The sequence below is a fragment of the Myroides oncorhynchi genome, assembly GCF_020905415.1.
GTDB classification, from domain to species: domain Bacteria; phylum Bacteroidota; class Bacteroidia; order Flavobacteriales; family Flavobacteriaceae; genus Flavobacterium; species Flavobacterium oncorhynchi_A.
This window is the reverse complement of sequence record NZ_JAJJMP010000001.1, coordinates 1,501,754-1,527,391: the sequence shown is the minus strand read 5'-3', so window position 1 is coordinate 1,527,391 and position 25,638 is coordinate 1,501,754. Positions and strand designations below refer to the sequence as shown.

23 protein-coding genes are annotated in these 25,638 nt (G+C 34.5%); 11 read left to right on the top strand and 12 right to left on the bottom strand.

Translation table 11 applies throughout. The features are described from left to right. Positions 1 to 6: 6 nt before the first annotated feature. Entirely contained in the window at positions 7 to 3,750 is a 3,744-nt protein-coding gene (locus tag LNQ81_RS06745) for an L-type lectin family protein (RefSeq protein ID WP_229945386.1), read from the bottom strand. A 735-nt stretch (positions 3,751 to 4,485) separates the two neighbouring features. On the opposite strand from LNQ81_RS06745, the gene LNQ81_RS06740 reads away from it, so the two are divergent. The 5 genes from LNQ81_RS06740 to LNQ81_RS06720 all read left to right on the top strand — a co-directional run bounded on the left by LNQ81_RS06740 (position 4,486) and on the right by LNQ81_RS06720 (position 8,653). After that, positions 4,486 to 5,259 (top strand): enoyl-CoA hydratase/isomerase family protein, encoded by a 774-nt coding sequence (locus LNQ81_RS06740; protein WP_229945385.1) that lies wholly within the window; start codon positions 4,486 to 4,488, stop codon positions 5,257 to 5,259. A 284-nt stretch (positions 5,260 to 5,543) separates the two neighbouring features. Next, the gene (locus LNQ81_RS06735) at positions 5,544 to 6,350 is read left to right on the top strand and encodes a hypothetical protein (protein ID WP_229945384.1); all 807 of its coding nucleotides are present in this window, start codon (positions 5,544 to 5,546) and stop codon (positions 6,348 to 6,350) included. Between the two features lie 11 nt (positions 6,351 to 6,361). Then, positions 6,362 to 7,321 (top strand): hypothetical protein, encoded by a 960-nt coding sequence (locus LNQ81_RS06730; RefSeq protein ID WP_229945383.1) that lies wholly within the window; start codon positions 6,362 to 6,364, stop codon positions 7,319 to 7,321. A 93-nt stretch (positions 7,322 to 7,414) separates the two neighbouring features. Beyond that, positions 7,415 to 7,867: a 6-pyruvoyl trahydropterin synthase family protein gene (locus LNQ81_RS06725; protein WP_229945382.1), complete on the top strand. Its 453-nt coding sequence runs from the start codon at positions 7,415 to 7,417 to the stop codon at positions 7,865 to 7,867. Positions 7,868 to 7,870: 3 nt separating this feature from the next. Then, positions 7,871 to 8,653 (top strand): UDP-2,3-diacylglucosamine diphosphatase, encoded by a 783-nt coding sequence (locus LNQ81_RS06720; protein WP_229945381.1) that lies wholly within the window; start codon positions 7,871 to 7,873, stop codon positions 8,651 to 8,653. A 210-nt stretch (positions 8,654 to 8,863) separates the two neighbouring features. On the opposite strand, the gene LNQ81_RS06715 is transcribed toward LNQ81_RS06720, so the two are convergent. Both LNQ81_RS06715 and LNQ81_RS06710 read right to left on the bottom strand, forming a co-directional pair. Next, complete coding sequence (locus tag LNQ81_RS06715; protein WP_229945380.1) at positions 8,864 to 10,186, bottom strand: HTTM domain-containing protein; 1,323 nt, start codon at positions 10,184 to 10,186, stop codon at positions 8,864 to 8,866. Beyond that, the gene (locus LNQ81_RS06710) at positions 10,155 to 11,114 is read right to left on the bottom strand and encodes a bifunctional riboflavin kinase/FAD synthetase (RefSeq protein ID WP_229945379.1); all 960 of its coding nucleotides are present in this window, start codon (positions 11,112 to 11,114) and stop codon (positions 10,155 to 10,157) included. The genes LNQ81_RS06715 and LNQ81_RS06710 overlap by 32 nt, the downstream gene beginning before the upstream one ends. A gap of 149 nt (positions 11,115 to 11,263) precedes the next feature. On the opposite strand from LNQ81_RS06710, the gene LNQ81_RS06705 reads away from it, so the two are divergent. Further along, complete coding sequence (locus LNQ81_RS06705; RefSeq protein ID WP_229945378.1) at positions 11,264 to 12,091, top strand: endonuclease/exonuclease/phosphatase family protein; 828 nt, start codon at positions 11,264 to 11,266, stop codon at positions 12,089 to 12,091. A 51-nt stretch (positions 12,092 to 12,142) separates the two neighbouring features. On the opposite strand, the gene LNQ81_RS06700 is transcribed toward LNQ81_RS06705, so the two are convergent. From LNQ81_RS06700 to rimP, 4 genes are all read right to left on the bottom strand, one after another. Continuing rightward, a complete protein-coding gene (locus LNQ81_RS06700) occupies positions 12,143 to 12,814 on the bottom strand; it encodes a zinc metallopeptidase (RefSeq protein ID WP_229945377.1) in 672 nt (223 codons plus the stop codon). A gap of 344 nt (positions 12,815 to 13,158) precedes the next feature. After that, entirely contained in the window at positions 13,159 to 16,146 is a 2,988-nt protein-coding gene (infB, locus tag LNQ81_RS06695) for a translation initiation factor IF-2 (protein ID WP_229945376.1), read from the bottom strand. Positions 16,147 to 16,194: 48 nt separating this feature from the next. Beyond that, positions 16,195 to 17,433, bottom strand: coding sequence for a transcription termination factor NusA (nusA, locus tag LNQ81_RS06690; protein ID WP_229945375.1), 1,239 nt, complete (start codon positions 17,431 to 17,433; stop codon positions 16,195 to 16,197). Between the two features lie 14 nt (positions 17,434 to 17,447). Beyond that, a complete protein-coding gene (gene rimP, locus LNQ81_RS06685; RefSeq protein WP_229945374.1) occupies positions 17,448 to 17,915 on the bottom strand; it encodes a ribosome assembly cofactor RimP in 468 nt (155 codons plus the stop codon). Between the two features lie 169 nt (positions 17,916 to 18,084). Between rimP and LNQ81_RS06680 the strand changes: the two genes are divergently transcribed. Beyond that, positions 18,085 to 18,915 (top strand): universal stress protein, encoded by an 831-nt coding sequence (locus LNQ81_RS06680; protein ID WP_229945373.1) that lies wholly within the window; start codon positions 18,085 to 18,087, stop codon positions 18,913 to 18,915. 142 nt (positions 18,916 to 19,057) lie between these two features. On the opposite strand, the gene LNQ81_RS06675 is transcribed toward LNQ81_RS06680, so the two are convergent. Further along, positions 19,058 to 20,035: a DUF6266 family protein gene (locus tag LNQ81_RS06675; RefSeq protein ID WP_229945372.1), complete on the bottom strand. Its 978-nt coding sequence runs from the start codon at positions 20,033 to 20,035 to the stop codon at positions 19,058 to 19,060. A 708-nt stretch (positions 20,036 to 20,743) separates the two neighbouring features. On the opposite strand from LNQ81_RS06675, the gene LNQ81_RS06670 reads away from it, so the two are divergent. Further along, on the top strand, positions 20,744 to 21,100 hold the full coding sequence (locus LNQ81_RS06670; RefSeq protein ID WP_229945371.1) for a hypothetical protein: 357 nt from the start codon (positions 20,744 to 20,746) through the stop codon (positions 21,098 to 21,100). 65 nt (positions 21,101 to 21,165) lie between these two features. Here LNQ81_RS06670 and LNQ81_RS06665 read toward each other — a convergent pair whose 3' ends face one another. From LNQ81_RS06665 to LNQ81_RS06650, 4 genes are all read right to left on the bottom strand, one after another. Beyond that, the gene (locus LNQ81_RS06665; protein WP_229945370.1) at positions 21,166 to 21,990 is read right to left on the bottom strand and encodes a mechanosensitive ion channel family protein; all 825 of its coding nucleotides are present in this window, start codon (positions 21,988 to 21,990) and stop codon (positions 21,166 to 21,168) included. Then, positions 21,974 to 22,201 carry a hypothetical protein gene (locus LNQ81_RS06660; RefSeq protein ID WP_229945369.1) on the bottom strand — a complete coding sequence of 76 codons (228 nt, stop codon included), beginning with the start codon at positions 22,199 to 22,201 and terminating at the stop codon, positions 21,974 to 21,976. The genes LNQ81_RS06665 and LNQ81_RS06660 overlap by 17 nt, the downstream gene beginning before the upstream one ends. A 2-nt stretch (positions 22,202 to 22,203) precedes the next feature. Then, entirely contained in the window at positions 22,204 to 22,785 is a 582-nt protein-coding gene (locus LNQ81_RS06655) for an RNA polymerase sigma factor (protein WP_229945368.1), read from the bottom strand. Positions 22,786 to 22,850: 65 nt separating this feature from the next. After that, complete coding sequence (locus LNQ81_RS06650; RefSeq protein ID WP_229945367.1) at positions 22,851 to 23,447, bottom strand: riboflavin synthase; 597 nt, start codon at positions 23,445 to 23,447, stop codon at positions 22,851 to 22,853. A 58-nt stretch (positions 23,448 to 23,505) separates the two neighbouring features. On the opposite strand from LNQ81_RS06650, the gene pdxA reads away from it, so the two are divergent. Genes pdxA through rpmF form a run of 3 tightly spaced genes read left to right on the top strand, consistent with a single transcriptional unit; the run spans position 23,506 to position 25,469 of the window. Next, positions 23,506 to 24,576, top strand: coding sequence for a 4-hydroxythreonine-4-phosphate dehydrogenase PdxA (gene pdxA, locus LNQ81_RS06645; protein ID WP_229945366.1), 1,071 nt, complete (start codon positions 23,506 to 23,508; stop codon positions 24,574 to 24,576). A 50-nt stretch (positions 24,577 to 24,626) separates the two neighbouring features. Beyond that, positions 24,627 to 25,262, top strand: a complete 636-nt coding sequence (locus LNQ81_RS06640; RefSeq protein ID WP_229945365.1) for a YceD family protein — start codon at positions 24,627 to 24,629, stop codon at positions 25,260 to 25,262. 9 nt (positions 25,263 to 25,271) lie between these two features. Next, complete coding sequence (rpmF, locus tag LNQ81_RS06635; protein WP_229945364.1) at positions 25,272 to 25,469, top strand: 50S ribosomal protein L32; 198 nt, start codon at positions 25,272 to 25,274, stop codon at positions 25,467 to 25,469. Positions 25,470 to 25,638: the final 169 nt, after the last annotated feature.

Sequence of the window (25,638 nt, the reverse complement as noted above, 5' to 3'; positions counted from 1 at the left end):
GTTTTATTATTCTATCTTTTTACTTGGTAACATTGGGTTAGAGAATATTCCATCTCTATATCCTTTTAAGAAGGACAAATCATATATCTGAGAGGTACTACAGCCTGCAAGGTTTGTTATCGTCAATCTGATTTTACCTTTCTTCTGATTCCAATTCTCTCCATTTACTATTGCGTTCTTTGGGAAGTTTACTGTGGCAATACCTGTACTTACTTTGGTAATGAATACCCCACCTTGCTGTTTGATAACTAGGTTGCCTTGTTTATCAAATACAACATTTCCTTTTGCATCACGCTCCACAATGGTTTTTCGAACTTCAACCACTGGGTTATCAACAGTCATAAATGGCAAGCTCTTCCACTCTCTCTCTGAATCAAACAGATACTCCCATTCATATAATTGTATCTCACCTATGACAGTTGGCAACAATTGCAATTGTTGCCCTCCTTTAATCCTTATCTCTTTACCAATGATGCTTTCCTTTCCTTTTATATCCATCGTTACAACTTTTACAATAGAAGGCATCTCATTAATCTTTATCTTAATTGGTGTTTTTGTTCCTATCTTACATCCATTTCTATTAGCTTGTACATATACTGTAAACTCTTCACCTACTTTATATTGTTTTGAAAGGTCTACAGTAAACATATCACCTAATGACGGCAATCTATTTCCTCCTTTTTCACTTGTATATACTTCATAAGTCGTACAGTGATTATTTTGTGGTTTTATTCGAAGCGGTTCACCAGCACATAATTGAAGTACTTGTTCTAACTCGTACCCATATTCATCTACCTCTAATTGCATTCCTACATCCACTGTTGGCACTAAATCCACATTATAGATATGTGTAAAGTCACCTAATACACCTACTACTGATCCATATGAAATTTTGACTCTATCAAAAGGTTCTTTAGAAGGAGCAACTATAATACGATATCTATCTCTACCTCCTATTCCCAATAATCTTAAGCGCAAGGCTCCATTAGATTCTGTCAACGGATCACCTACTTTCTTATCTCCTAGGTAACGCTGGATCTTAAATCCTTTGACTAACTCTAAACTCAGTATACCAGGGTTCTTATTTTCTGCTGTAATATGTAACTCATCACCTGGCATAGCAGTCTGCTTAAAGACTACAGTCAGGCTCGCCATATTAGCTACTGCAACTCCCCTGCTTATCACCGCATAGCTATCAGGATTATCATCTACTGCATTCCACGGATGACTAACAGATGCTGTAGCACTTGCTACCCCTAACCCTATATCTTCTACTCCGTGTAACACATCTAATACATTCGGATTGATATTAGGCAGTACTGGTGCGCAACTTGGGTTATCAACAGCTTTATTCACATAAGCACCATAAACCTTAGCATTCTGAGCCACTCCTAATGTAGATCCTAAGACTACTTGTACCCCTAAGTACTTCTGTGGCCCTTTTTTATTAGAAGGAACAAAAGTGTATTCAACTACATTATCTGCTGATAATAAATCTACCAAACCTCCATCTACACCTTGTAAGGAACCTATTACCTTTCCTCGTGCATCTAATCCTGCTACCGTTAATCCTCCTAAAGCTACTAAACCACTGTATTCTTTACCTAACTTAATCGTTACAGGTGTTCCTGGTTCTTGTTCTTCAGCGAAGTATAAATTCTGCCATGTAGTTCCCAATCCTAATAATCCAACTGCTACTGTAATCGTAGAATAGGTATCAGGTCGTCCATCTATTGCATTTCCTTTATTAGAAACACCTCCAGTCAATGCAGAATACCATGCCGTATAGTCTGTCGCCCATTCGCGTTGATAAGTAGGTGGGCATAAACTATCGTCAAATACATTAATTTGTACTGTTTTTACATCTGAGCACTCATTCTTATTTGCTCCTACTACAGTGTAATTATATACACCAGGAGTATTAAAAATGATAGGTTGTGTTCTATCGCTTATCTCCTTACCTTTATGATCATACCACTGTACCTTATCTGTCGAATTAACGATTACCACTAACGGCAATACCATCGCTTCCCCTACATTTAGATTATAAGTAAAAGAATCAGTAGGGTTCTTCAGTACTAACTTAGGTGTTGGCAGCGTAGTTACTTTCACTTTGTTTGATTCATCAGAACTCACCCCGTTAAAGACATATACTACAGTATATACTCCAGGTTCTGTCACAGCTATCTGATTCGTAGGCAAAAGTTCTTCTATTACCTTGCCGCCCTCTAGTATTTTATTAGGTTCTGTGATTTTAAATAAATTACCATCCCTAAACCATCGGTATGAATCAACTTTTAACAAGCCTCCCAAAACAGGTTCTTTCGCCGTCAAGACTGCTTCATCACCTTCACATATCACAGCGTGATCTACTCTTATTGTAGTAGCTTCATGTGGTTTACCAATAATCTTGGTCTCAGCGATAGCACTTAATTTAGTAGGATCTACATAAGGCAACCTAAGGTTGGTTACATTTAAAGAAGCTTCATTTGATAAAACTCCCTTCCCTGGATAACCTATTACTGTTCCTCTAATAATTACTCTCGAAGATGAATGTGTATCTAAAGACACTTTCCAATTGACAATATTCTTTGCCATAAACATACTTGTAACCTCTTTCGGTGGTGTCAGCGTATTCTTTGTATTTCCAAGATTATCAAATGACACTTCCTCTACTCTGAAAAAATCCTTAATAGACTCGAGATAATCACTTAACAAAAAGTCTTTATATAGATCCGAAGAGTGATTAGACATCTCTATCGTATAGGTCAGCTTATCCCCTTTTTTGGCTTCTAATAGATCAACTGTTTTATTTATTACTAATCCTTCAGGAGTCGTTACATTTAAGTTTCTGATTTCGTGTATATTTACAGCATCTCCAGTAGATGCCGCAAAACCAATTTTTAAATTTTCATAAGGAAGTTCATTATAAGTATAACTTAATACCTCTTGCATTTCTCCCTTTAGTGAGATTTGGTAACGAACTTTTATAGTATAAAATCTATGTATAAAAGGTGTTCCATCTGGATTCTTTCTATACGGATCTTCAATATTATAAGGTTTCATCTCAATCTGTGCTCTTCTATAATAATTAAAGTCATCTGGTCTCGTTGGACTTGTATAAAAATTATCTATAGTTGTTCTTAAAGGCATTGTAGTATGCTTCAAATATGACGCAGAAGAGTAAACATCATTAAATATCTTTCCTCTGATCGAAATATTCTGAGAGAAATCTGTTCCCTTAGGTTTGTTGTTTGCTAATCCAACAAAATTTCCAAACTCATCAAAACCAACAGCTATATATCCACCTGTAACTCCATTAGTACCACTTCCTGATCCATAACCTAAAGCTCCTCCATAACTACCCAGCTTAAAGGTTTTTGCATTATACTTTGCATCAAATAGAAACACTGATATACCATCTCCTCCCGTGTTAATTTTACCATTCTTTTTACGCCAAGTTTTATACTCAAAATCTATCAAAACTCCTCTATTAGAAGGAAAACTCTCGTCTATAATAGCATACCCCTTTTGCTTCATCGCATCTGATGTTAATCTAAGCCAGCCGTTTCCATAAGAATCAGTTCCATTAGCAGCTGTTAACAATGCATTGTCTCCTAATTTTACTTTACTGTTTACAGATCTATGACTAAAACTTTCTTGTATATTAAACTGGGCATATACAGGTGAGAATACACCAAGTACAACACTGACAACAACTAATAAAATATGTAACATTCTTTCACTCATTTCTTACTTAATATTTATACATAACAATCACATATACAAACAAATAAACATTAAAAATGGACTATCAAATATTTAGAATAAAGACGAGTACTCCCTACTCGATAAATACTGTTCTTTATCAAGTTTGTCCTATTGACATTACTTTATTCATCTTATATGTTAGATGAACTAAATCCGTTAAACTTCAATGCAGTTTGCAACCAAAGGAAATGTTGCTATTTTATTTTATTCTTTCATTCTCTCTTTTTAGATAGTGTGAGCGGATCAACTTAAAGTAGTTACCCCAACTATACTATTAAACTTACTCTATCTGTTAATTACAAATACCACGCCATAGTGACTTATTAATTAAAAAAAATCACCTATCGTGATGTGCACAAAAACATAAACAACTGTATTAAAATCAATTAACAACAAATAATTTGTTACAAAATATTTTAATTTCACTGCAAAAGTAATACAAATAATTCTCAATAATAACACACTTTACAACAAGACAATCAATAACAATTCTTAATGTCAAGTGAAAAATTATTATTTTATCATAAATAATCACGTTAATGTAAAAACAAACTTATCAAACAATAACATCTACAATACAAAGCCTATTTCACTAGCAAAAAAACACAGCTAATATTCACATTACGTGACTGTTAAATTTCACACAATGAAAGGTTATACTAAAAAACAAGTAGTTTAATACTATATTTATTACATTTAAGAAAAATACACAATATGAGCCAAGACCTAAACACACCTTTTATAACAGAAATAATTACTGAAAAAGTAGCTACATTGTCATTTTATAGTCCCGCAAGCAACTCTTTTCCAAGTACTCAACTAGCGAGATTAACAGAAATGATTGATACCTTAAGTAAAAATACTACTATAACTACCATCATTCTAAAAAGTGAAGGAACTGGTGCTTACTGTGCTGGTGCTTCTTTCGATGAATTACTTTCTATAAAAGATACTACTACCGGACAAGCTTTTTTCTCTGGTTTTGCTAATGTAATCAATGCCATGCGCAAAAGCCCTAAAATATTTATTGGTCGCATCCATGGTAAAGCTGTAGGAGGGGGAGTCGGATTAGCTGCAGCATGTGACTATTGCTTCGCAACATCAAATGCTGCAATAAAGTTATCAGAGCTTGCTATAGGCATAGGACCTTTTGTAATCGAACCAGCAGTTTCTCGAAAAATAGGGAAGACTGCCTTTACTAATATGTCCTTAAATGCTCATGAATGGAAGACTGCCAACTGGGCACAGATACACGGGCTTTATGATGAAGTATATGATACTGTAGACCGTATGGATCTAGAGATAAGTACTTTCGCTGCTAAGATTAGTGCTTATAATCCAGAAGCATTGTATGAAATGAAAAAAATATTCTGGGAAGGTACTAATCATTGGTCAGAGCTACTACTAGACCGTGCTAAAATATCAGGTAAATTAGTATTATCCGAATTTACAGTCAATGCTTTAAATCAATTCAAAAACAAAAAATAGGCATTCAATTATAACGCTTATATAGAGCTCGTTAGGCATTATTAAATATTCATTTACACATATCAAATTCATAGACCTATTTACTAATCCCTAAGATCAAAGCTAAATCTGTAGACTTCATAAAGACAAATAACAGAAGCCTTTTAGCATTCAATTATTAAAAATAACTTTACAAAACACATTTTTATACATAAAAATAGCGTATACATCAACAAATATTCATTTTAATACTTAAATTAAAACAAATTAACTTCATATCTTATCTTTGTTAAAAAAATATGATTATGAAAAAATTAAACTATTTAATTCTAGTTTTATTAATTAGCAGTAGCGTATTTGCATCTAAATCAACTATGATAGAAGATCATGACAAGGGTAGATACAGTACCTCTCATTATGATGGAGTGTTTCTTAGTCACTTAAATGTAGCTGCAGGAGTATCAACATTAGGCTTTACTATAGAAGCTGCTACACCCCTATCGGAACGCTTAAAACTAAGAGCAGGAATTGACGTGTTTAACTTCAATACCAAACAGTATGACTTTGATATCGATGATACTGAAGGCACTTTACACGAGGCTTTCGGATTTACACCTACTTATGAGTCAAAAGGATCTTTAAATGCTGTTCACGGACATGCATTAGTAGATTTCTACCCTTTTAAAGGAGGAATACTCCACTTAACTGCTGGAGCATATATAGGTAGTAATAAACTAAAGGCTAAGGGCATCCTAACAGATGGCAATGGTACTCTAGTAGAACTTAAGCCAGGTTATGAATGGCCAACGATAGACTTCGATGGAAAAGAATTAGATATAAACCACGGTCGTCTAGATGCAGAACTAACACTAGGACAAACTATCAAACCGTATATCGGTATCGGACTAGGTAGAGCTGTATCTAAAAAACGTTTAGGTGTTAAATTTGAGATAGGCGTAATGTACCAAGGTGATTATACCTTAAAACAAAATGGGAAGACAGTCGCTACTACTACTGATATAAATGCATCTATAGAAGATGCTGATAAAGTAACCAAATGGCTTAAATGGTGGCCTATGGTTAATCTACAACTCAACTACCGTATTTTCTAAAACTTTCTGAAGTGAAACATCTAATCTTAATTTTAATAGGTAGTTTTTTTTTATGCGCGAACAACTTATGTGCACAAGAGAAAGAAGAGACTATAGTGTCTAAATTACAACCTGAAGAAGATATTAAAGCATCCGCTGAAAAAGAAGAAAAAACGTCTAAAGACAAGAAAAAGAAAAAGAAATCTAACCCTACATTGCCTCCTAACAACTCTACTGCATTCCTTCAACATTTAGGAGGCGAAGAGTTCACACGTGATAATATAGCAAAGCACTACTCTGACGAGTTCTTTTATGACTGGACGATAAGTGCAGGACTTTCTACTATGGGATTAACAATAGAAGCATTAACCCCTATTAATAAATCACTAAAGTTTAGAGCAGGTATAGATCTTTTCTACTATAACTCTAAACATTATGAAGTGGGTATTGATGATCCTAATGGAGACTTATCAAAAATATTTGAATACAAACCAAACCTAGCTATCAAAGGTAAAACACATATCATACACGCGCACGCCTTGGTTGATTACTATCCTGTTACTGATGGATTATTCTTCCTTTCAGGTGGTTTTTATATAGGAGAGAATAAAACTAACTTAGATGGCTATCTTATCAATCACCAAGGAGAAAGAGCTGTCCCAGTTAATGGATGGCCAGAACACATTGACTTCCAAGGAAACCAAATCAAAATTACTGACGGTAGTAACGTAAAGGCAAATGTAACATTAGGTAGCATTATCAAAACTTATCTAGGAATTGGTATGGGAAGAGTAGTAACCAACAAGAAGTGGGGCATCTCAGTTGAAATGGGGATGATGTATCAAGGGGATTATACTATAAAACAAGATGGTAGTAAAATCGTCTATAATCTAGATAATTCTTTTGAGTACAACGAAAAAGCAGAGAAATGGTTAAATCGCATCAAATGGTGGCCTAAGCTATCCGTCCAAGTTAGATATAGGTTATTCTAATTGTAGATTGTATACAATGGTCTTCTGTTAAACCAAGCCTTTATTTTATGAGGGCATCTATATTTTTATGTACCTTTGCCAAAATTTTTAGTTATGCCTAAGATTAGAATTACAAAACAATTCACATTTGAGACAGGACATGCACTATATGGTTATGATGGTAAATGTCGTAACGTACATGGCCACAGTTATAAACTAGCAGTTACTGTTATTGGTACTCCTATTGAGGACACGACTAATGTGAAGTATGGTATGGTTATAGATTTTGGAGACTTAAAAAAAATAGTGAAAGGAGACATCGTTGATGTATTCGATCACGCTACTGTTTTCAATAGAAATACCCCTCATATAGAATTAGCAAAAGAGCTAGAAGAACGCGGACACCACGTAATTCTTGTAGATTACCAACCTACTAGTGAGAATATGGTAATTGACTTTGCACACAAGATTAAAAGCAAATTACCACAAGGTATTGAGCTTTACTCATTGAGATTACAAGAGACAGAATCATCTTATGCTGAATGGCATCAATCTGATAATTTATAAGCCTTGAATTTTACGATTAACACACCTAAGAGCATTTACTTTGCTTCTGATCAACACTTCGGCGCACCTAGCCGTGAGAAGAGCCTTCCTCGTGAAGAGATATTCTTACAATGGTTACGCGAGAAAGAAGAAGATATGGGAGCCTTATTCATACTTGGAGATCTTTTTGACTTCTGGTTTGAGTATAAAACAGTAGTGCCTAAAGGTTTTGTCAGAATATTAGGTAAACTAGCTGAGATTAAAGATAAAGGAATACCTGTATATTTCTTTGTTGGTAATCACGATCTATGGATGGGAGACTACTTCAAGACGGAGCTAGGCATACCAGTATATCACGAGCCTAAAGTATTTGACATTAATGGTAAGAAGTTCTTTATAGGACACGGAGATGGATTAGGTCCTGGTGATATGGGATATAAGAGAATGAAAAAAGTATTCACTAATCCCTTCTCTAAATGGTTATTTAGATGGTTACACCCAGACATCGGAGTTAGACTAGGTTCATACCTATCTGTAAAGAATAAACTAATCTCAGGTGATGAGGACATTAAGTTCTTAGGTGAAGATAACGAATGGTTAATCTTATATGCAAAGCGCAAATTAGAGACTACACATTATGATTACTTCGTTTTCGGACACCGTCATCTACCAATGATTATTGACTTAAATGAACAATCTAAATATATCAACCTTGGGGACTGGATCAACTACTTTACGTATGGAAAGTATGATACTAGCCTTCATCTGATAGCATATAAAGATGAATTAGCAAAAGCTAACAAATAACAAAAAACGCATACTTCTAAGTATGCGTTTTTTGTTTATATCTTTTTAAACCCAGATTCCGCGATAGACATATAAACGAAAAGTAATTATACAAAATAGCTCTGAATTAGTGAATAAAGCATACTATAGTATGGTTTAAGAACTAATGAAAGAGATATGAAGTAGAATTGTTTTGTATATTTGGCTAATGCGGAATCTGGGTTAAATCAACTAAAATGGCTTCTCTAATATCCATCCACAATGACCAAAGTAATCCCAACTCACTGCCCCCAAATCTACTGTTGAATCAACAAAATTGCTTAACTCTCTATTATTAATAGACACATAACTCTCGGCATATACAGCTACATCTTCACCTTTAGCCTTGTATTCATTCTTAATACGTTGAGCCATCTGCCAGATCATATCTGGAGAAGATAGACGCGCTAATTGCTTCTGAGACAACACATCTTCTATATCATAATATTTGCGTTCTCCTGTCTTTTTATTCTCTGTAATATAGTTGGTATATCCTCCACGAGATCTCAACATCATACGCCAACTTAAGCGATGTCCTTCATCTGTCCACAACACATCTCCTTTTATAAAATAATGTCTTAGAGGTAATACAAATTGTATAAACATGAAGCATAATAAGAAATACGTAATACCAGGTCTTAACGAAAAAGCACTAGGCTGTACAGTCAATAAAGTTGTCTCAGCTAGAACAGGTTTCTTCTTAAAGAACCAGCCTCGTACTTGCCCCGGTTCATAAAAAAACACAGCAAAACTAAGTGCAAAATAGGGGAAAATACCGATATGTAAGGTGATAGAATTAAATAAATGGAATATTAATGATGCTATAACTGCCAATGTACGTGTACGTTTATTTAACAACAAGAACACAACTAATCCGTCAAATATAATTCCCAAATAAGCTATCGTGATAGCAAACCAATCTTGTGTAAATATTTCTTTAAATACATCAGGAATATTTGCACCTTGATACATTAGTTTAGTAAAGGTACCATCTAGCCAATCCGGGTAGAACTTAGCTACTGTTCCATAGATATACAACATCCCTACCTGAAAGATAAAGATCCACGATATATACGTTGGCATTGATAATTCTTGTTCTACTCTATTGTGTTTAACATCTAGTGAAGCATATCTGTTCGCTGGTAAGAAACACATATAAACACAAATCACTAATAACATATAATAGTGATTATTATAAGACGTCTTTTGAAGAAAATAGGCTCCAGCCCATAGCACTGTTAATAATGGCATTGTCCATTTATAGCGGTAACCTAACATTACTGCTATTGAAACACATCCCATCAAAAAGAAATATGCATACATCTGAGGTCCTACTAAAACCTGCAAAAAATCCATATAGATATGAGAAAAGGTAAACTTTACATCTACGAGATTGTCCCTTACCCATCCTGTAGCAATCGCACCAAACGACTCACAGGCAAATAACAAACCAAATAAAATACGGAAGATAATTAACGATGAATTATCTATCTGTTGGAACAGTTTTTCTTTCATAACAACTAAAGAACTCTCTAGTCACACGTTCATCATCATTTAACTTCGCAACTAACTCATCAAGTCCACTAAACTTTAATTCATCTCTTATTCTGTCTAAGATACGAACTTTTAGCCTTTGGTCGTATAAATCACCAGACCAATCTAGATAATTAACCTCTATTGTATAGGGATGATCTGCAAACGTAGGATTAATCCCTACACTCATCATTCCTTTCACCTTCTCACCATTTAGTTCAGATTCTACGACATAAACTCCATTCTTTGGTATCAGTTTATAATCTTCATCTACTACGATATTAGCTGTTGGGAAACCAAGTGTACGACCTAACTTCTTACCGTGTACCACTACTCCAGAGAAGTAGTATTCATAACCTAAGAACTCATTTGCCAACGTCATATCTCCTACTTCCTCTAATGCGGTGCGTATCTTCGTTGAGCTAATAGATACGTGATCTATCTCTTGAGCAGAAATCTCTTCTACTTCGAACCCATACTTCTCTCCGAATGCTTTTAGATCATTGATGTCTGCTGTTCTATTTTTTCCAAAACGATGATCGTGACCGATGATAATCTTAGAGATATTAAATTTTTCAACTAATATCTGCTTCACGAACTCCTCAGCTGTCAACTGTGAAAACTCAAAATCAAACTTTTGAATAACCAAATTATCCAAGCCTAATCCTTTTAAAAGCTCTTTCTTCTCCTCTATTGTATTGAGTAATCGTATCGTGTTATCCTGCTTTAAAACCATACGTGGATGTGGAAAGAATGTCAATACCAGACTTTCTCCACCCGTTGCATTTGCAGAATCTACTAGCTTCTTAATGATCATCTGATGACCGATATGTACACCATCAAATGTTCCTAAAGTTGCTATTACTCGTTTCTCACTTTCAAAATTTGATATAGAAGAAAATGTTTTCAATTTTTAAAGTTTATATCAGTTACATTACTAATTTTGTCACCCTTTTCTAAAGAGGTAGGATGCAAAATAAAACCGTGTAAAAATACATCATTTTTACAAAAGCCTCTTTATAAAAACAATATAATGTAATCCCTTTAACATAATTCAATATGCCTAGTACGAGATTTTTAAAAGCCTTATTACTTCTATCTACTACCCTATTCTTATCATTCACTATCCAAGCACAAGTAAAGATTATGACTTGGAACCTACTTAATATAGGAAAAAGCAAAACAGAGGAACACATAGAATACATCGCTAAAATCATTAAACAAACAGATATTATCGCTATCCAAGAGGTTGTCACTAACCCATCAGGTGCACAAACCATCGCTAAACTAAACGAGGAGCTAAACAGATCTTCAGGTGCCAAATGGGATTATTCAGTAAGTGATCCTACCATAAGTTCTCCTTATCGCTCAGAGCGCTATGCTTATATTTGGAGAACAAACAAGGTTAAACTTAAGGGAAAACCATTCTTAGAACCAACCTACCAAGAAGAAATAGAAAGAGAACCTTATATAGCAACCTTTATTTATAAAGGAAAGGAGATAACGATAAGCAGCATTCATACTTTGCCTACTAAACATCAACCAGAAACCGAAATAAAGTACTTGAAGTTCTTTCCTGAAATATACCCAGAACACAATCTTATATTCTTAGGGGACTTTAACCTACCTGAGAGACACACTGTATTTAATCCCTTAAAGAAACAAGGATATGTAGCGAGTTTTACTGATCAAAAGAGTAGCCTCAGACAGAAGTGTATAAAAGGAGATTGTCTAGCCTCAGAATATGACAATATATTTTATCACAGTGAAAAAAACGAACTAGTAAAAGCGACACCTATTCTCTTCTTTGAAGATTTTGAAGACATTACTATTGCAAGAAAAGTCTCTGATCATATCCCCTTAATGATTACTATCAATCCACTATAAAAACAAGAAACGCCTTCTGTGTAGAAGGCGTTTCTTGTTTTTATATCTTTATTATCTTCGATTCATATAGATCATCACATAGTATAGCAACGTAGCTAATGAACTTATCGCTGCTACTACATAGGTACGTGCAGCCCACTTAAGCGAATCTTCTGCCCCTGCATATTCCGCTTGAGTTACCATATTCTTTGCTTTTAACCACTTTAAAGCGCGATTACTAGCATCGTACTCCACTGGTAAAGTAACAAAAGAGAATATTGTCGTCATTGCAAATAAGATAATCCCAATTAACAATAACTGTGGAAAACTATTTAACATCAATATTCCTCCTAATAGTACGAATGACATAATAGAAGAAGTGAAGCTAACGATTGGTACTAATTTAGAACGCATTGTCAGCCAGTGATAAGCTTCAGCATGCTGTACAGCGTGTCCTACTTCATGTGCTGCTACTGCCGCTGCCGCTGCATTACGCTCATTGTATACTGCCTCACTTAGATTCACTGTTTTATCCATCGGATTATAGTGGTCTGTTAATCTGCCTGGAGTAGAGATTACTCTTACATCACGGATACCGTGATCCATTAGCATCTTCTGTGCTATCTCAGCACCACTCATACCATTTTGTAAATGAACCTTAGAATAAGTTTCAAACTTCTTCTTTAAACGATTACCAACTAACCAGCTGGCTCCCATTATAGCGATCATCAAAATCCAAATCATACTAATACTTTTTTATTGCTTTGTAATATGTGTGCAAAATACAAGCCAATTTTAAAATAAGACAACTTGGCAGAAATCTTTACCACAAACTTAACAATTAACCCAGAATCAGCGCTAACCAAAGACTACAAAGCAATTCTACTACACAGTCCTTTTCATGAACTCTTAAACTATAGTATACTAAAATCAATGATTTGACCTAGTTTTCATAATTCCTTTTCATTTATAAGTCTATCGCGTATTCTCGGATTAACTGACGAACACAGTCAACAAATACTATAGCGATTTTTAATCAAAAAAAAAGCTTGTCATCACTGACAAGCTTTTTCTAAATTATATTTTGATTATTTAAGTTTCTTCTTAACCTCTACTTCTTGGAAAGCTTCGATTACGTCATACTCCTTAATATCATTGTAATTTTTGATTTGAATACCACAGTCATATCCTTTAGATACTTCTTTAGCATCGTCTTTGAAACGTCTAAGAGCAGTTAACTCACCAGTGTAAATTACAACTCCCTCGCGGATTAAGCGGATTCTAGAGTTACGGAAGATCTTACCATCTGTAACCATACATCCAGCGATAGTACCAACTTTAGAAATTTTGAATAGCTCTCTAATCTCAGCAGTACCAGTAACCTCTTCTTTCAACTCTGGAGATAACATACCTTCCATTGCATCTTTAAGGTCATCGATAGCAGCATAGATAATAGAGTAGTTACGGATATCGATTTCTTCTTTATCAGCTAATTGTTTAGCAGACGCCATCGGACGAACGTTAAATCCAATAATAATAGCATCAGAAGCAGAAGCTAACAATACGTCAGACTCTGTGATCGCACCAACTCCTTTGTGGATAATGTTGATTTGAATTTCTTCTGTTGATAATTTAGAGAATGAATCTGATAATGCCTCAACAGAACCATCCACGTCTCCTTTTAAGATAATGTTCAACTCTTTGAAATCTCCTAATGCAATACGACGTCCAATCTCTGCTAACGTAATGTGACGTTGAGCACGTACTGATTGTTCGCGGATTAACTGAGTACGTTTAGATGCAATTTGTTTTGCTTCTTTTTCCTCTTCGAATACGTTAAATTTATCACCTGCAGTAGGTGCTCCATCTAATCCTAATACTGAGATTGGTGTTGATGGTCCAGCCACTTTAATTGATTTACCACGCTCATCATGCATAGCACGAACTTTACCATGGTTACATCCAGCTAATAAATAATCACCTACTCTTAATGTACCAGCTTGAACTAATACAGTAGATACATATCCTCTACCTTTATCTAAGAAAGCCTCCACTACAGTACCTACTGCTAACTTATCTGGGTTAGCTTTAAGGTCAAGCATTTCAGCTTCTAATAACACTTTTTCAAGTAATTCAGCCATACCAATACCTTGCTTAGCAGAGATATCTTGAGATTGATAAGTACCACCCCAGTCTTCTACTAAGAAATTCATTGAAGCTAATTTCTCTTTAATTTTCTCTGGATTAGCCGTAGGCTTATCCACTTTATTGATAGCAAAGATGATTGGTACACCTGCCGCTTGAGCATGGCTAATAGCCTCTTTCGTTTGTGGCATAATGTCATCATCCGCAGCGATTACGATAATAACGATATCTGTTACTTGCGCACCACGAGCACGCATTGCAGTAAACGCCTCGTGACCTGGTGTATCTAAGAAAGTAATCTTTTGACCATTTTCTAATGTTACCCCATAAGCACCGATGTGTTGTGTAATACCTCCTGACTCACCTGCGATAACGTTAGCTTTACGAACATAATCCAATAAAGACGTTTTACCGTGGTCAACGTGTCCCATTACAGTAACAATAGGAGCACGAGATTGTAAATCTTCTGGATTATCTGGTGCTTCTTCAATAGCCTCTTCAATAGCAGCTGTAGTAAAGTCAACTTCATATCCGAACTCATCAGCTACGATAGATAATGTCTCAGCGTCTAGACGTTGATTCATCGTTACCATAATACCTAATGACATACAAGTACCAATAACTTTAGTAATAGGCACATCCATCATTGTAGCGATTTCTCCTACAGTAACGAACTCTGTTACCTTTAACACCTTGCTTCCTGCCTCTAATGCTTTTTGTTCATCGTCCGTTTTCTTACGGTGAACATCACGCTTATCACGACGGTATTTAGCAGATTTAGACTTATTACCTTTACCTTGAAGACGTTCTAAAGTCTCCTTAATTTGGTTTTTCACTTCTTCGTCAGTAGGCTCAGCCTTAACGATAGGTGTTGTAGTGTTACGTCTTTGGTTTCTATTACCAAATTTGTTACCACCACCATTATTGTTATTATTAGGACGTTGTCCTCCACCTTGGTTTCTGTTGTTATTCCCACCAGTATTATTAGCACCTCCAGTATTGTTGTTAGTACCTCCAGTAGTATTACCACCCTCACCAGGTTTAGCTATACGTTTTCTCTTATTCTTATTAGCAGCATTACCAGCACCAGGCTTAGCATTGTTACCTGCATTACCACCTTTCTTAGGTTCTTCTTTTTTCTTTTTAGGCTTATCGAATTGAGATAAATCGATAGTCTGTCCAGTAAAAGTAGTACCTGATAGTTTTTGGTAATTTGTCTTAATTGTCTCATCTACCACCTCTTCAGTCTTAGTTACTTCAACTGCTGGTTTGGATTCTACTTTCTTAGCATCCTCTTTTTTAGATAAAGCATCCTTACTTCCTGTTACAGATTCTTTCTGTTTTGGTTTTTCTACCTCTTTTTTAGCTTCCACTTGTTTACTTGAGTTCGTTACTTTAGATGCTTCCTTCTCAACCACAGGTTTAGCGACAGACTCTTTCTTATCCTCTATAACCTCTTTAGATTGCTTTTGTTTATTCTCTTTAGCAGGAGCCTGAGCATCTTTTTCAAAAGATTTATTTTCCTTATTTGAATCGTCTGAAGAAGCTTTAGTCTTTTTAGGTTCTAAGTCGATTTTACCCACAGGCTTGATAGCTGCTATTTCTTCAGCTTTAGCACGGATAACTTCTTGCTCGCGTTTAATACGAGCTTCCTCTTGCTTTTTCTTCTCTTCTAATTCTTTATCGCGCTCCACTTTTAAGGCTTCTTTCTCTTTCTTCTTCTCCTCACTTACTTCAATAGATGCCTCTTTCTTACCTTTATCAGCAGAAAATTGTTTAGTCAAAACACTATATTCTTGATCAGAAATTTTAGCATTAGGTGTTGCGTCGATATCGAAACCTTTACCTTTTAAAAAGTCAACGGCTCTATCGAGAGAAATATTCAATTCCCTTAAAACTTTATTAATTCTTATTGCTCTTTCTTCAGACATATTATCCTTTTAGTGTATTAATTGTGTTGTGTTGTTAACCTGTATTCATTAGTCTTCGAATTCTTCTTTCAAGATTCTAAGGACATTCTCAATTGTTTCCTCCTCAAGATCAGTACGTTTCATTAACTCATCAACACTTAGGCTTAAAACGCTTTTAGCTGTATCTAAACCGATTCTTGCAAATTCTTCAATTACCCAATTTTCGATTTCGTCACTGAATTCTCTTAATTCAACATCGTCATCCTCTGGGTTCAATTCACGCATAACATCAATATCATAACCAGTTAACATACCAGCTAGTTTAATGTTTTGTCCACCACGTCCTATCGCACGTGATACCTCTTCTAACGCTAAGTAAACATTCGCTTTCTTAGTCTCTTCATTTATAACTACCTTGTTTACGTTAGCAGGTGCTAATGCACGCTTTATAAACAACTCAGTATTATTTGTAAAGTTAATTACATCGATATTTTCGTTACCTAATTCACGTACGATACCGTGGATACGAGAACCTTTCATTCCCACACATGCTCCTACTGGATCGATACGATCATCAAATGTATCTACTGCTACTTTCGCTTTCTCACCTGGGATACGCACTACTTTCTTAATAGTGATATGACCATCAGCAATCTCAGGAATCTCTTGCTCAAATAATCTCTCTAAGAACTGTTGTGATGTTCTAGACATAATGATTTGTGGTTTCGCTCCTTTTAATTCTACTGCCTCGATAATACCTTTGATAGTCTCTCCTTTTTTAAAGAAATCTGATGGAATCTGTTTATCTTTTGGTAAAACGATTTCATTTCCTTCCTCATCCATCAAAATTACAACTTTTGGACGGATGTGGTGCACTTCAGCAGAATAAACTTCACCGATAATGTCTTTAAACTGTTTGTATAAAGTAGTGTTATCGTGCTCAGTCACTTTAGAATTTAAGTTTTGGCGCAATGCTAAAATAGCACGTCTACCTAACTCCTCTAATTTAACTTCTTCTGAAACTTCCTCTCCTACCTCAAAATCTGGTTCGATTTTGCGTGCTTGAGATAATGAAATTTCATAGTTCTCATTCTCTACTTCACCATCATTTACTACGATACGGTTTCTGAATATCTGACAATCTCCTTTATCTGGGTTAACGATAATATCAAAGTTATCATCATTCCCAAATCTTTTTTTCAATGCATTTCTAAATACATCTTCTAAGATTGCCATCAGCGTTACACGCTCAATATCCTTTTCGTCTTTAAATTCTGAGAATGAATCTACTAAATCTCTATTCTCCATGTGCTTTTTTTATTTTAAAATGAAATTATAACATTCGCTTCTTTAATATTCTCGAAAGGTATAACAGCTTCTTTATCCACTGTTACTTTTCCTTTTCCTACTGGCTTAGCTTCTCTCGCTTTCCATTTTAGGACAATCTGATTATCGATAACATTATCTAGAGTAGCCTCATATTTCTCTTGATCTAGAGTCACTACTTTCAGTTTTCTACCAATGTTTTTATGGTACTGACGTAGTAACTTAATAGGTGCTGTAGCTCCTGCTGACGCCACCTCTAGTCCGAAATCTTCTTCTTCTCTGTCTAAATTATGCTCTATAGCTCTACTAAAATTGATACAATCTTGTAGTGTCACACCCTCATCCCCATCAATAGTAAGAAGAATCTTATTATCTGGAGACACTGTAAAATCGATAACAAAGATAGACGTATACTCTTCTAAAGCCTTATCTATTAATTCTTGTACTTTACTTTTTAATGCCATATGCTATAAAAAGAGGGGACTACATGTCCCCTCATTATTTAACTTTTTTAATAAATAACAGTGCAAAGATATTAATTTTTTTATTACAAATAAAACTTTTGCCTATTGATAATTATATTCTTAACTTTAAATCACGTAATTAAATTGAAATAAAACAACAAATATCACTATGAAAAAAATACTAGTACCTACAGATTTTTCTACACAAGCCTATAATGCTATCAAAGTAGCATCGTGTATTGCCAAAAAATCAGAAAATGCAGAAATACTATTATTACACATACTTGACTTACCACAACAAGGAAATGATAGTATCCAAAAAGGAACTCCTGCACCTGAAGTTATGTTCTTTAAAAATGCTGCTGAAGAAAAACTTAAAGAACTAGCTCTATCAGAAACATTTAATGGGATCAAAGTATCTACCAGTTTAATATTAGACAGAACTTCTTACGGGGTAACTAAAACAGCAGAAACCAACGATGTAGACCTTATCGTAATGGGATCTCACGGTGCTAGTGGTGCTAAAGAATACTTCGTAGGATCTAACACTCAGAAGGTAGTAAGAACCTCTGATGCTCCTGTCTTAGTAATCAAAGGGGAGGGTGATGATTTTAAAGTAAATGATTTAGTATTTGCTTCTGATTTTACAGATAACATGAAGGAACCTTTTAAAAAGATACTTCGTTTACATACAATGTTTAATACGAAACTACACCTTTTAATGGTAAACACTCCGAATAGCTTTAAACCTACTCATGTAGCTGAAGAAGTATTTGAAGAATTCCTAGAAGATATCACTGAGACCGAATATGATCTTTCTATCTATAATGACCTAACTGTAGAAAAAGGAGTACTAAACTTTGCTAAGAAAGTAGATTCTAATCTTATCACCATAGCTACACATGGACGCACAGGATTATCACATTTCTTTAATGGAAGTATCAGTGAAGACCTAGTAAACCACTCGCCTATCTCTGTACTGACTCTTAAGATAGACTAGTATTTAAAATCACAATATAGAATACAGCTGACTACTAACAAATAGTCAGCTTTTTTTATAGTATAAACCCTATCAGACACAACTATTCTCATTAACTTTTTCCACAAAGTAAATTCACCTTACTTCCTTAAAACACTCCTCATCACTCATTCTGTTCTTTACTTCGTTTTAATGCTTCTAAGATAGATTGTGGCTCGTAATCCTCTATCTTCTTAAACACCTCATGATTTATAAGATTTGAGGAGTCCATATTTTCTACTGCTTGAGTTTCTGCCTTTGCACTATCTACATCGTCTATTGTCCCTATTTCTATACTATCCAACTTAATAGTTTCTTCCTTTACTCCTTCAAAAGAAGTAAATACCCCTTTTCCTGTTTTCTCTACACCATTTTCAGCTTCTAATTTTCCACTAACTGTGTTCACCTCCACACTTTTTTCCTCCGATTCTGCATTCTCCACTTCCACAATTTCATTCAGTTCTGTGACTCCATGGTAAGCACTCGTGCTAACTAGCTTACCATCTGCAGATTTCCATACACTCCAGAAATGTACATTACCTTCTACCCATTCGTTAGGCAAATCAAAGTGTACATATTTATCCTCACGCTTAGCAATAGATTCTATCTCTTTAAATTCAAGTAACTTTTCGCTGTAAGCGATTATAGTCAGACGATCTGAATCCTTTGTCAATATATTCATAATCGCATTATCCCATTGCACCTTAATTTTCCCAGTCTTAAGTTTACCTATTTTCTTAATCACAGCAGGAGGCAGAGTCCCAATAGACAATAATACGCTAGCAATATCTAGGCACAGTTCTCCTTCTATCTTCAAAATCCCTTCCTTCATCAGCATCGAAATCAATTGTTCCTTACCAGTAGCCATCTTATCATTAAGCATCGTCAGTGGATAATTTGCATTGACAAAGTCCTTGACTTTATTAGCAAAAGTCGATACCAAACTCAACTTACTACGTTGCGCTATCTGCTTCTCAGAAGCACTCTTATTTGACTTACTTGGTGTAGAACGCAAGAAATACCTTCCTCTCCACATAAACCCAACTACAGGTCCAATCTTACCGTGTACACCCCCTAATATTCCATCTTTAATTTCTGCCATAATTGTAATTATTTTTCGCTGTGATTTACTTTTTCACACACTACCCTTTTTATACAACCACAAGATATAAAACACAGTAATACAATTATTTAATTATTCAAAGAGCTTTCAAAAAAAGTAGAAATATAAGCATACACCCACCATTAGCATAAACTCACTATCAAAAATGAAAAATATCAAAGCATCACTTTACCTCACTTTAGGAGTAATCTCATTTCATTTATCATTTTCAATTAAAGGAAAGTACTATATCAATACCAGAAGTATTCATTGATAAAGACACCTCTAGCTCCACTATATATGGCTTATTATCCACGAACTGTCGACCAATTTTACATCGAGTTAGATTCTACATAGCTTCTAGAGTAGTCCTCTAAAACTAAAACAGACACTATCCATATATAATCTATTGAAATGCAAATATTTATACTTTTAACGAGAAAAAAAACAGGGTGTAATTTTTTTCATAATCCTCCGATATAGGGTAAATCGGCTAGCTATTAAGGAAAAAAGAGATCAAACAGAAAGAATAAAGCCACTTTAGGAGTAGCTACGGAAGTAAAATAAAAAAAGCAGTCAGCTAATTTTATCTAATTCAGTTAACTATAGTTAAAATCTGCTAGTCTACAAAAACTTCTTCTTCATATTAAGCATCAAAGATATGTTTAAAATAAAAATAATTATTTAGCTTTGAGATAATTATCCACTATGAAGAAGCAAACAGAACAGCTATTATTAACTCTTGAGGGAAAAACAATAAATATAGGAGAGTTGCATATAGCACTTCATTCTATCAACACAAGCAAACAACATCCTTATCTATATAGAGGAGATGTGACCTTAGATAGCAATGCACCACCTGAAGCCTTACACTGCTTATTAACTGAAAAAGTTGTGGCAGTAAATACCTATGTGTTCTCGGCAATTGACACTTTAGATATTGCGATAAATAAATACCAATTAACTCTCGCTAATAATAACACACGAGTGTACAATATCTACATCGAAGAGAATAATATCGAAATAGAATGTGACTTTCCAATAAAAAAGCAAGTAATAGAATAAGAAAAAGGCGAATACTCTAAATGAATATTCGCCCTCTATATTTTAACACAGATAAGAAGTATCTGTTATTTAACTATTTCGATATGACTTTCTGATACTTTAGCAATAGGAAGGTAATGTTTCTTCCCTTCTACTAATAAACACAAATAGATATTGTCTATAGAAATTACATATCCCTCTAGCCCATCTATGCGTATTAACTGACCTAATTCAAGATTCTTACGTGCATAAAAAGAAAACAACAATCTAGTCACTACATCTTTAGATCCCAATCCCAGCGACAATGCCACTGTAAGTAAGATCGCTCCTACAATGATAGAGATATTATTAGTTATGATATCCGTATTGATTCCCATCTGATTTAGTGTAGTGATAAACACAAACACAAGGATCAGATAAAACAAAATATTACCTATCATACGTGCTCCACTGAAATCAACAGCTTTAAGCACTTCCACTACTGCTTTTTTAATCCAAGTAGCAAAATAAAGCCCTCCAACAAAAATCAATAATGCTACGAATACTTTAGGAATATATAACATCAGATTACCAATCTCACGAGAGACAATCTCTAACCCAAACAATTCGGCTCCTACTACCACTATTAAGAATATCAAAAAAACCTTTACAAAAAAGATTAAAACACTTGATACACTAATTTTAATATTAACTTTATTTAAAAAGTCATTTTCACTAAGTAGATTTTGTACCTTCTCAAGGCGTATTACTTTAAATAGTTTCTTTAATAGATAAGAGCACACTCTAATTAACAACCAAGAAACTAAAATATAGCCTACTAAAAAGACAAAGCCTACTAACCCCTGCAACAACGAATTCAACACAGAATTTATCATCTGACTCGGATATTCAAAGTTATATTGTTCCATCATTTTTACTATTTTTAATTTTATTGATTATTTCATTTTCTTTTTTCAAATCTTTCTCACCTATTAAACTCCCAAGAGTTTGAGGAACCTTGACAGTGTATAATTCAGACACGTCAAGTGATAACTTAATAAAGTTGAGATTATCTATTACCCGATCTTTTAAGTAATCTGGTAATTTTTCATCCTGAAGTATTTTTTTGAACGGATTTTCCATAATTACAACGAGTTATAAATTTCTACAATCTTTTTCTTAGCCCTATGGAGTCGCATTTTAACTGCACTTTCTCCTAAATCTAATAGATTAGCTATTTCCTTTATTGACTTGTCATCTTGATATTTCATCAACAAAACAATCTTATCTTCCGGATCTAATCTAACCAATGATTCTTGTAATCTATCCACACTCAAAGAAAATATTTCTTCATCTGAGATTTCGTCTTCTATAGATAATGCATATTGATTCTCATCATCCAATACTTCTTCATTTCTCTTCTTCTTAAGAACTAACCTAGAATAATTGACACAGTGATTATACGCAAAAGAATACAACCAAGTAGAAAACTTAGATTCTCCTCTAAAATTCTTCAAGTTTAAGTATAACTTCACAAAAATATCCTGAGTCAAGTCTTCAGCCACATCTTTTGATTCAGCAAAACCTAAACACTTACCATATACTTTCTGTGCGTACCGATCATAAAGTATCCCAAACAAGTTAGTATTGCTACTCTGAACGATGAATTGCACTAACTCCTCATCGGTCATTGTTGCAAAATTACTATTTTGCGAATTAAACTTCATATTATTATTTTTCAGGTGCAAAGTAAAGTATTTTACACCAATAGATAACTCAAAATTCTCAGTTTTTAATTTAACCCCCTCACTTTCATCAATTTAGACACGTACTTTCCTACCACGTCAAACTCAAGATTCACAACGGTTCCCACCTCATATTGCTTAAAAATCGTATGCTCTATGGTATATGGAATAATCGCCACTTTAAAGGTGTTAATACCAGAATCAACAACTGTAAGACTAGTACCATCAATGGTAATAGATCCTTTTTCTATAGTTACATGCTGTGAAGTTTTTTTATATTCAAACCCAAAATATGTACTTCCTCCTGCTTCTTCGATACTCACACAAGTAGCGATGTGATCCACATGGCCTTGTACAATATGACCATCTAAACGACCATTCATTAACATAGCTCTCTCTAAATTCACAGCTTGTCCTACTTTCCAAAAGCCTATACTCGTTACATCAATAGTTTCTTTAATCGCAGTGACAGTATAAAACCCCTCTCCTAAAGATACTACCGTAAGACAAATACCATTGTGTAGTACACTCTGATCTACTTGTAACTCATTCGTAAAAGTACACTCCACAGTAATATGTAAATTTTCTTGATCTTTTACTATACTTTTTATATTTCCGATGTTTTCAACTATACCTGTAAACATAACTCCATTTATTTTTATTAAATTTGCTTTCAAAAATAGGAATAATTTAGACGATACTATGAGCCAGAAGGAAGAAATTATAAAAGTAGGAATCTCTATAGGGGACCTAAATGGGATAGGCAGTGAAGTCATACTCAAATGTTTCGAAGACAATAGAATGCTAGAAATTTGCACCCCTGTTATTTTCGGAAACTCAAAGCCTCTATCTTACGTCAAAAAGATAATAAACAGCAATACTAATATACAAGGAATAGACAGTTTAGATCAAATCATACCTAACAAGTTAAATGTTCTGAACCTCTGGAAAGAAAATGTCAATATCACTTTTGGTCAAAACGATCCTCAAATAGGGAAATACGCTATCAAATCTTTTATAGCAGCTACTGAAGCGTTAAAAAATGGACAGATAGATGTATTAGTAACAGCTCCGATTAACAAGTATAACAGTGTAGATGAAGAATTTAAATACCCTGGGCACACTGATTACTTAAACGAACAGCTAGAGGGACAAGCTCTAATGTTACTCGTTAGTGAAGATTTAAAAATAGGTCTATTGACAGATCACCTACCTATCCAGGATGTTGCTAAAGCAATCACCCCTGCATTAATACAGCAAAAGGTGAAAACAATCAATACCTCGTTGATTCAAGATTTTAACATACTTAAACCGCGTATCGCTATCTTGGGGTTAAACCCACACGCTGGCGATGGAGGTGTAATAGGCAAAGAAGAATTAACAATCATAAAACCAACAGTAGAGAAACTAAATCAAGAAGGTATTTTAGTATCTGGTCCATTCCCAGCAGATGGGTTCTTCGGATCAGGAACACATAAACACTTTGACGCAGTTATAGCATGCTATCACGATCAAGGTTTAGCTCCTTTCAAGGCACTTTCTTTTGGCAGTGGAGTAAACTACACTGCAGGTTTGGACAAGATAAGAACATCTCCAGATCACGGAACTGCTTATGAAATAGCTGGAAAAGGCACAGCAGATGAAACATCATTCAAAGAAGCACTATACTTGGCTATTGATATTTATACCAATAGAAGTAGAAATCTAGAAGCATCTGCAAACCCATTACAGCCTCAAGAAAAAGATTTTAGTACAAAAAAATTTGATAACTAGCTTGTAATTATAATAATTTTTTATCTTTGCACGCTCAAATCATGTATTTCATGAATATTGAAAAAGACTTTTTAATACCTTTCACAGGATTAAAAAACGGCAAGCATTCGTTTGATTTTAAAGTAGATGATCGTTTTTTCGAAAACTATAACTACAGCGATTTCAATCATATAAATGCTGAAATAAACGTTCTTTTAGACAAGAAAATCAATTTATTTGAGTTGCATTTCACTAGTAAAGGGTTCGCAAATGTACCTTGTGACGTGACAAATCAGGATTTCGACTTACCAATAGATAGTGAAATTGACTTGGTAGTTAAATTCGGAGAAGTTTATAATGATGACCACGATGAGATACTCGTTATTCCATATACGGCACATCAAATAAATGTAGCTCAATATATCTATGAAATGATAGCTCTGGCAATCCCACAAAAAAGGGTTCACCCAGGAGTAAAAGACGGGACATTAGACTCAGAAGCTTTAGACTATCTAGGTTACGTTCACGAAGAGGAGAAAGATGAAGACGATGACTTCGGAGGTTTATTTGATGATGAAGATGATGAAATCTTCGGTTTAATAGACGACCTTGAGAACGATGAAGAAGAAGAGACAGAAGAAGAGAATACAAACAAAGATATTGACCCTAGATGGGCAGAATTAAAGAAACTATTAACGGATAAATAATATAGTAAAATGGCACATCCTAAGAGAAAAACCTCGAAAACAAGAAGAGATAAGAGAAGAACTCATTACAAAGCTGTAGCTCCAACAATTGCTACATGTCCTGTAACAGGAGAAGCTCACTTATATCACAGAGCTTACTGGCATGAAGGAAAAATGTACTACAGAGGGCAAGTTGTAATTGACAAAACAACTCAAGTAGAGGCATAAGCTTTAAACAAAGTACAAATTAACTCTCACAGTGTGTGAGAGTTTTTTTTTGGTATATAACCTATTTTAGAGAAACATAAAACACACGTTAATCGTACTTCATATTGCTAAACATTGTTATAAATCTATACTATAGTATACTTTTTATTATGTTCACGTATGTTTTACT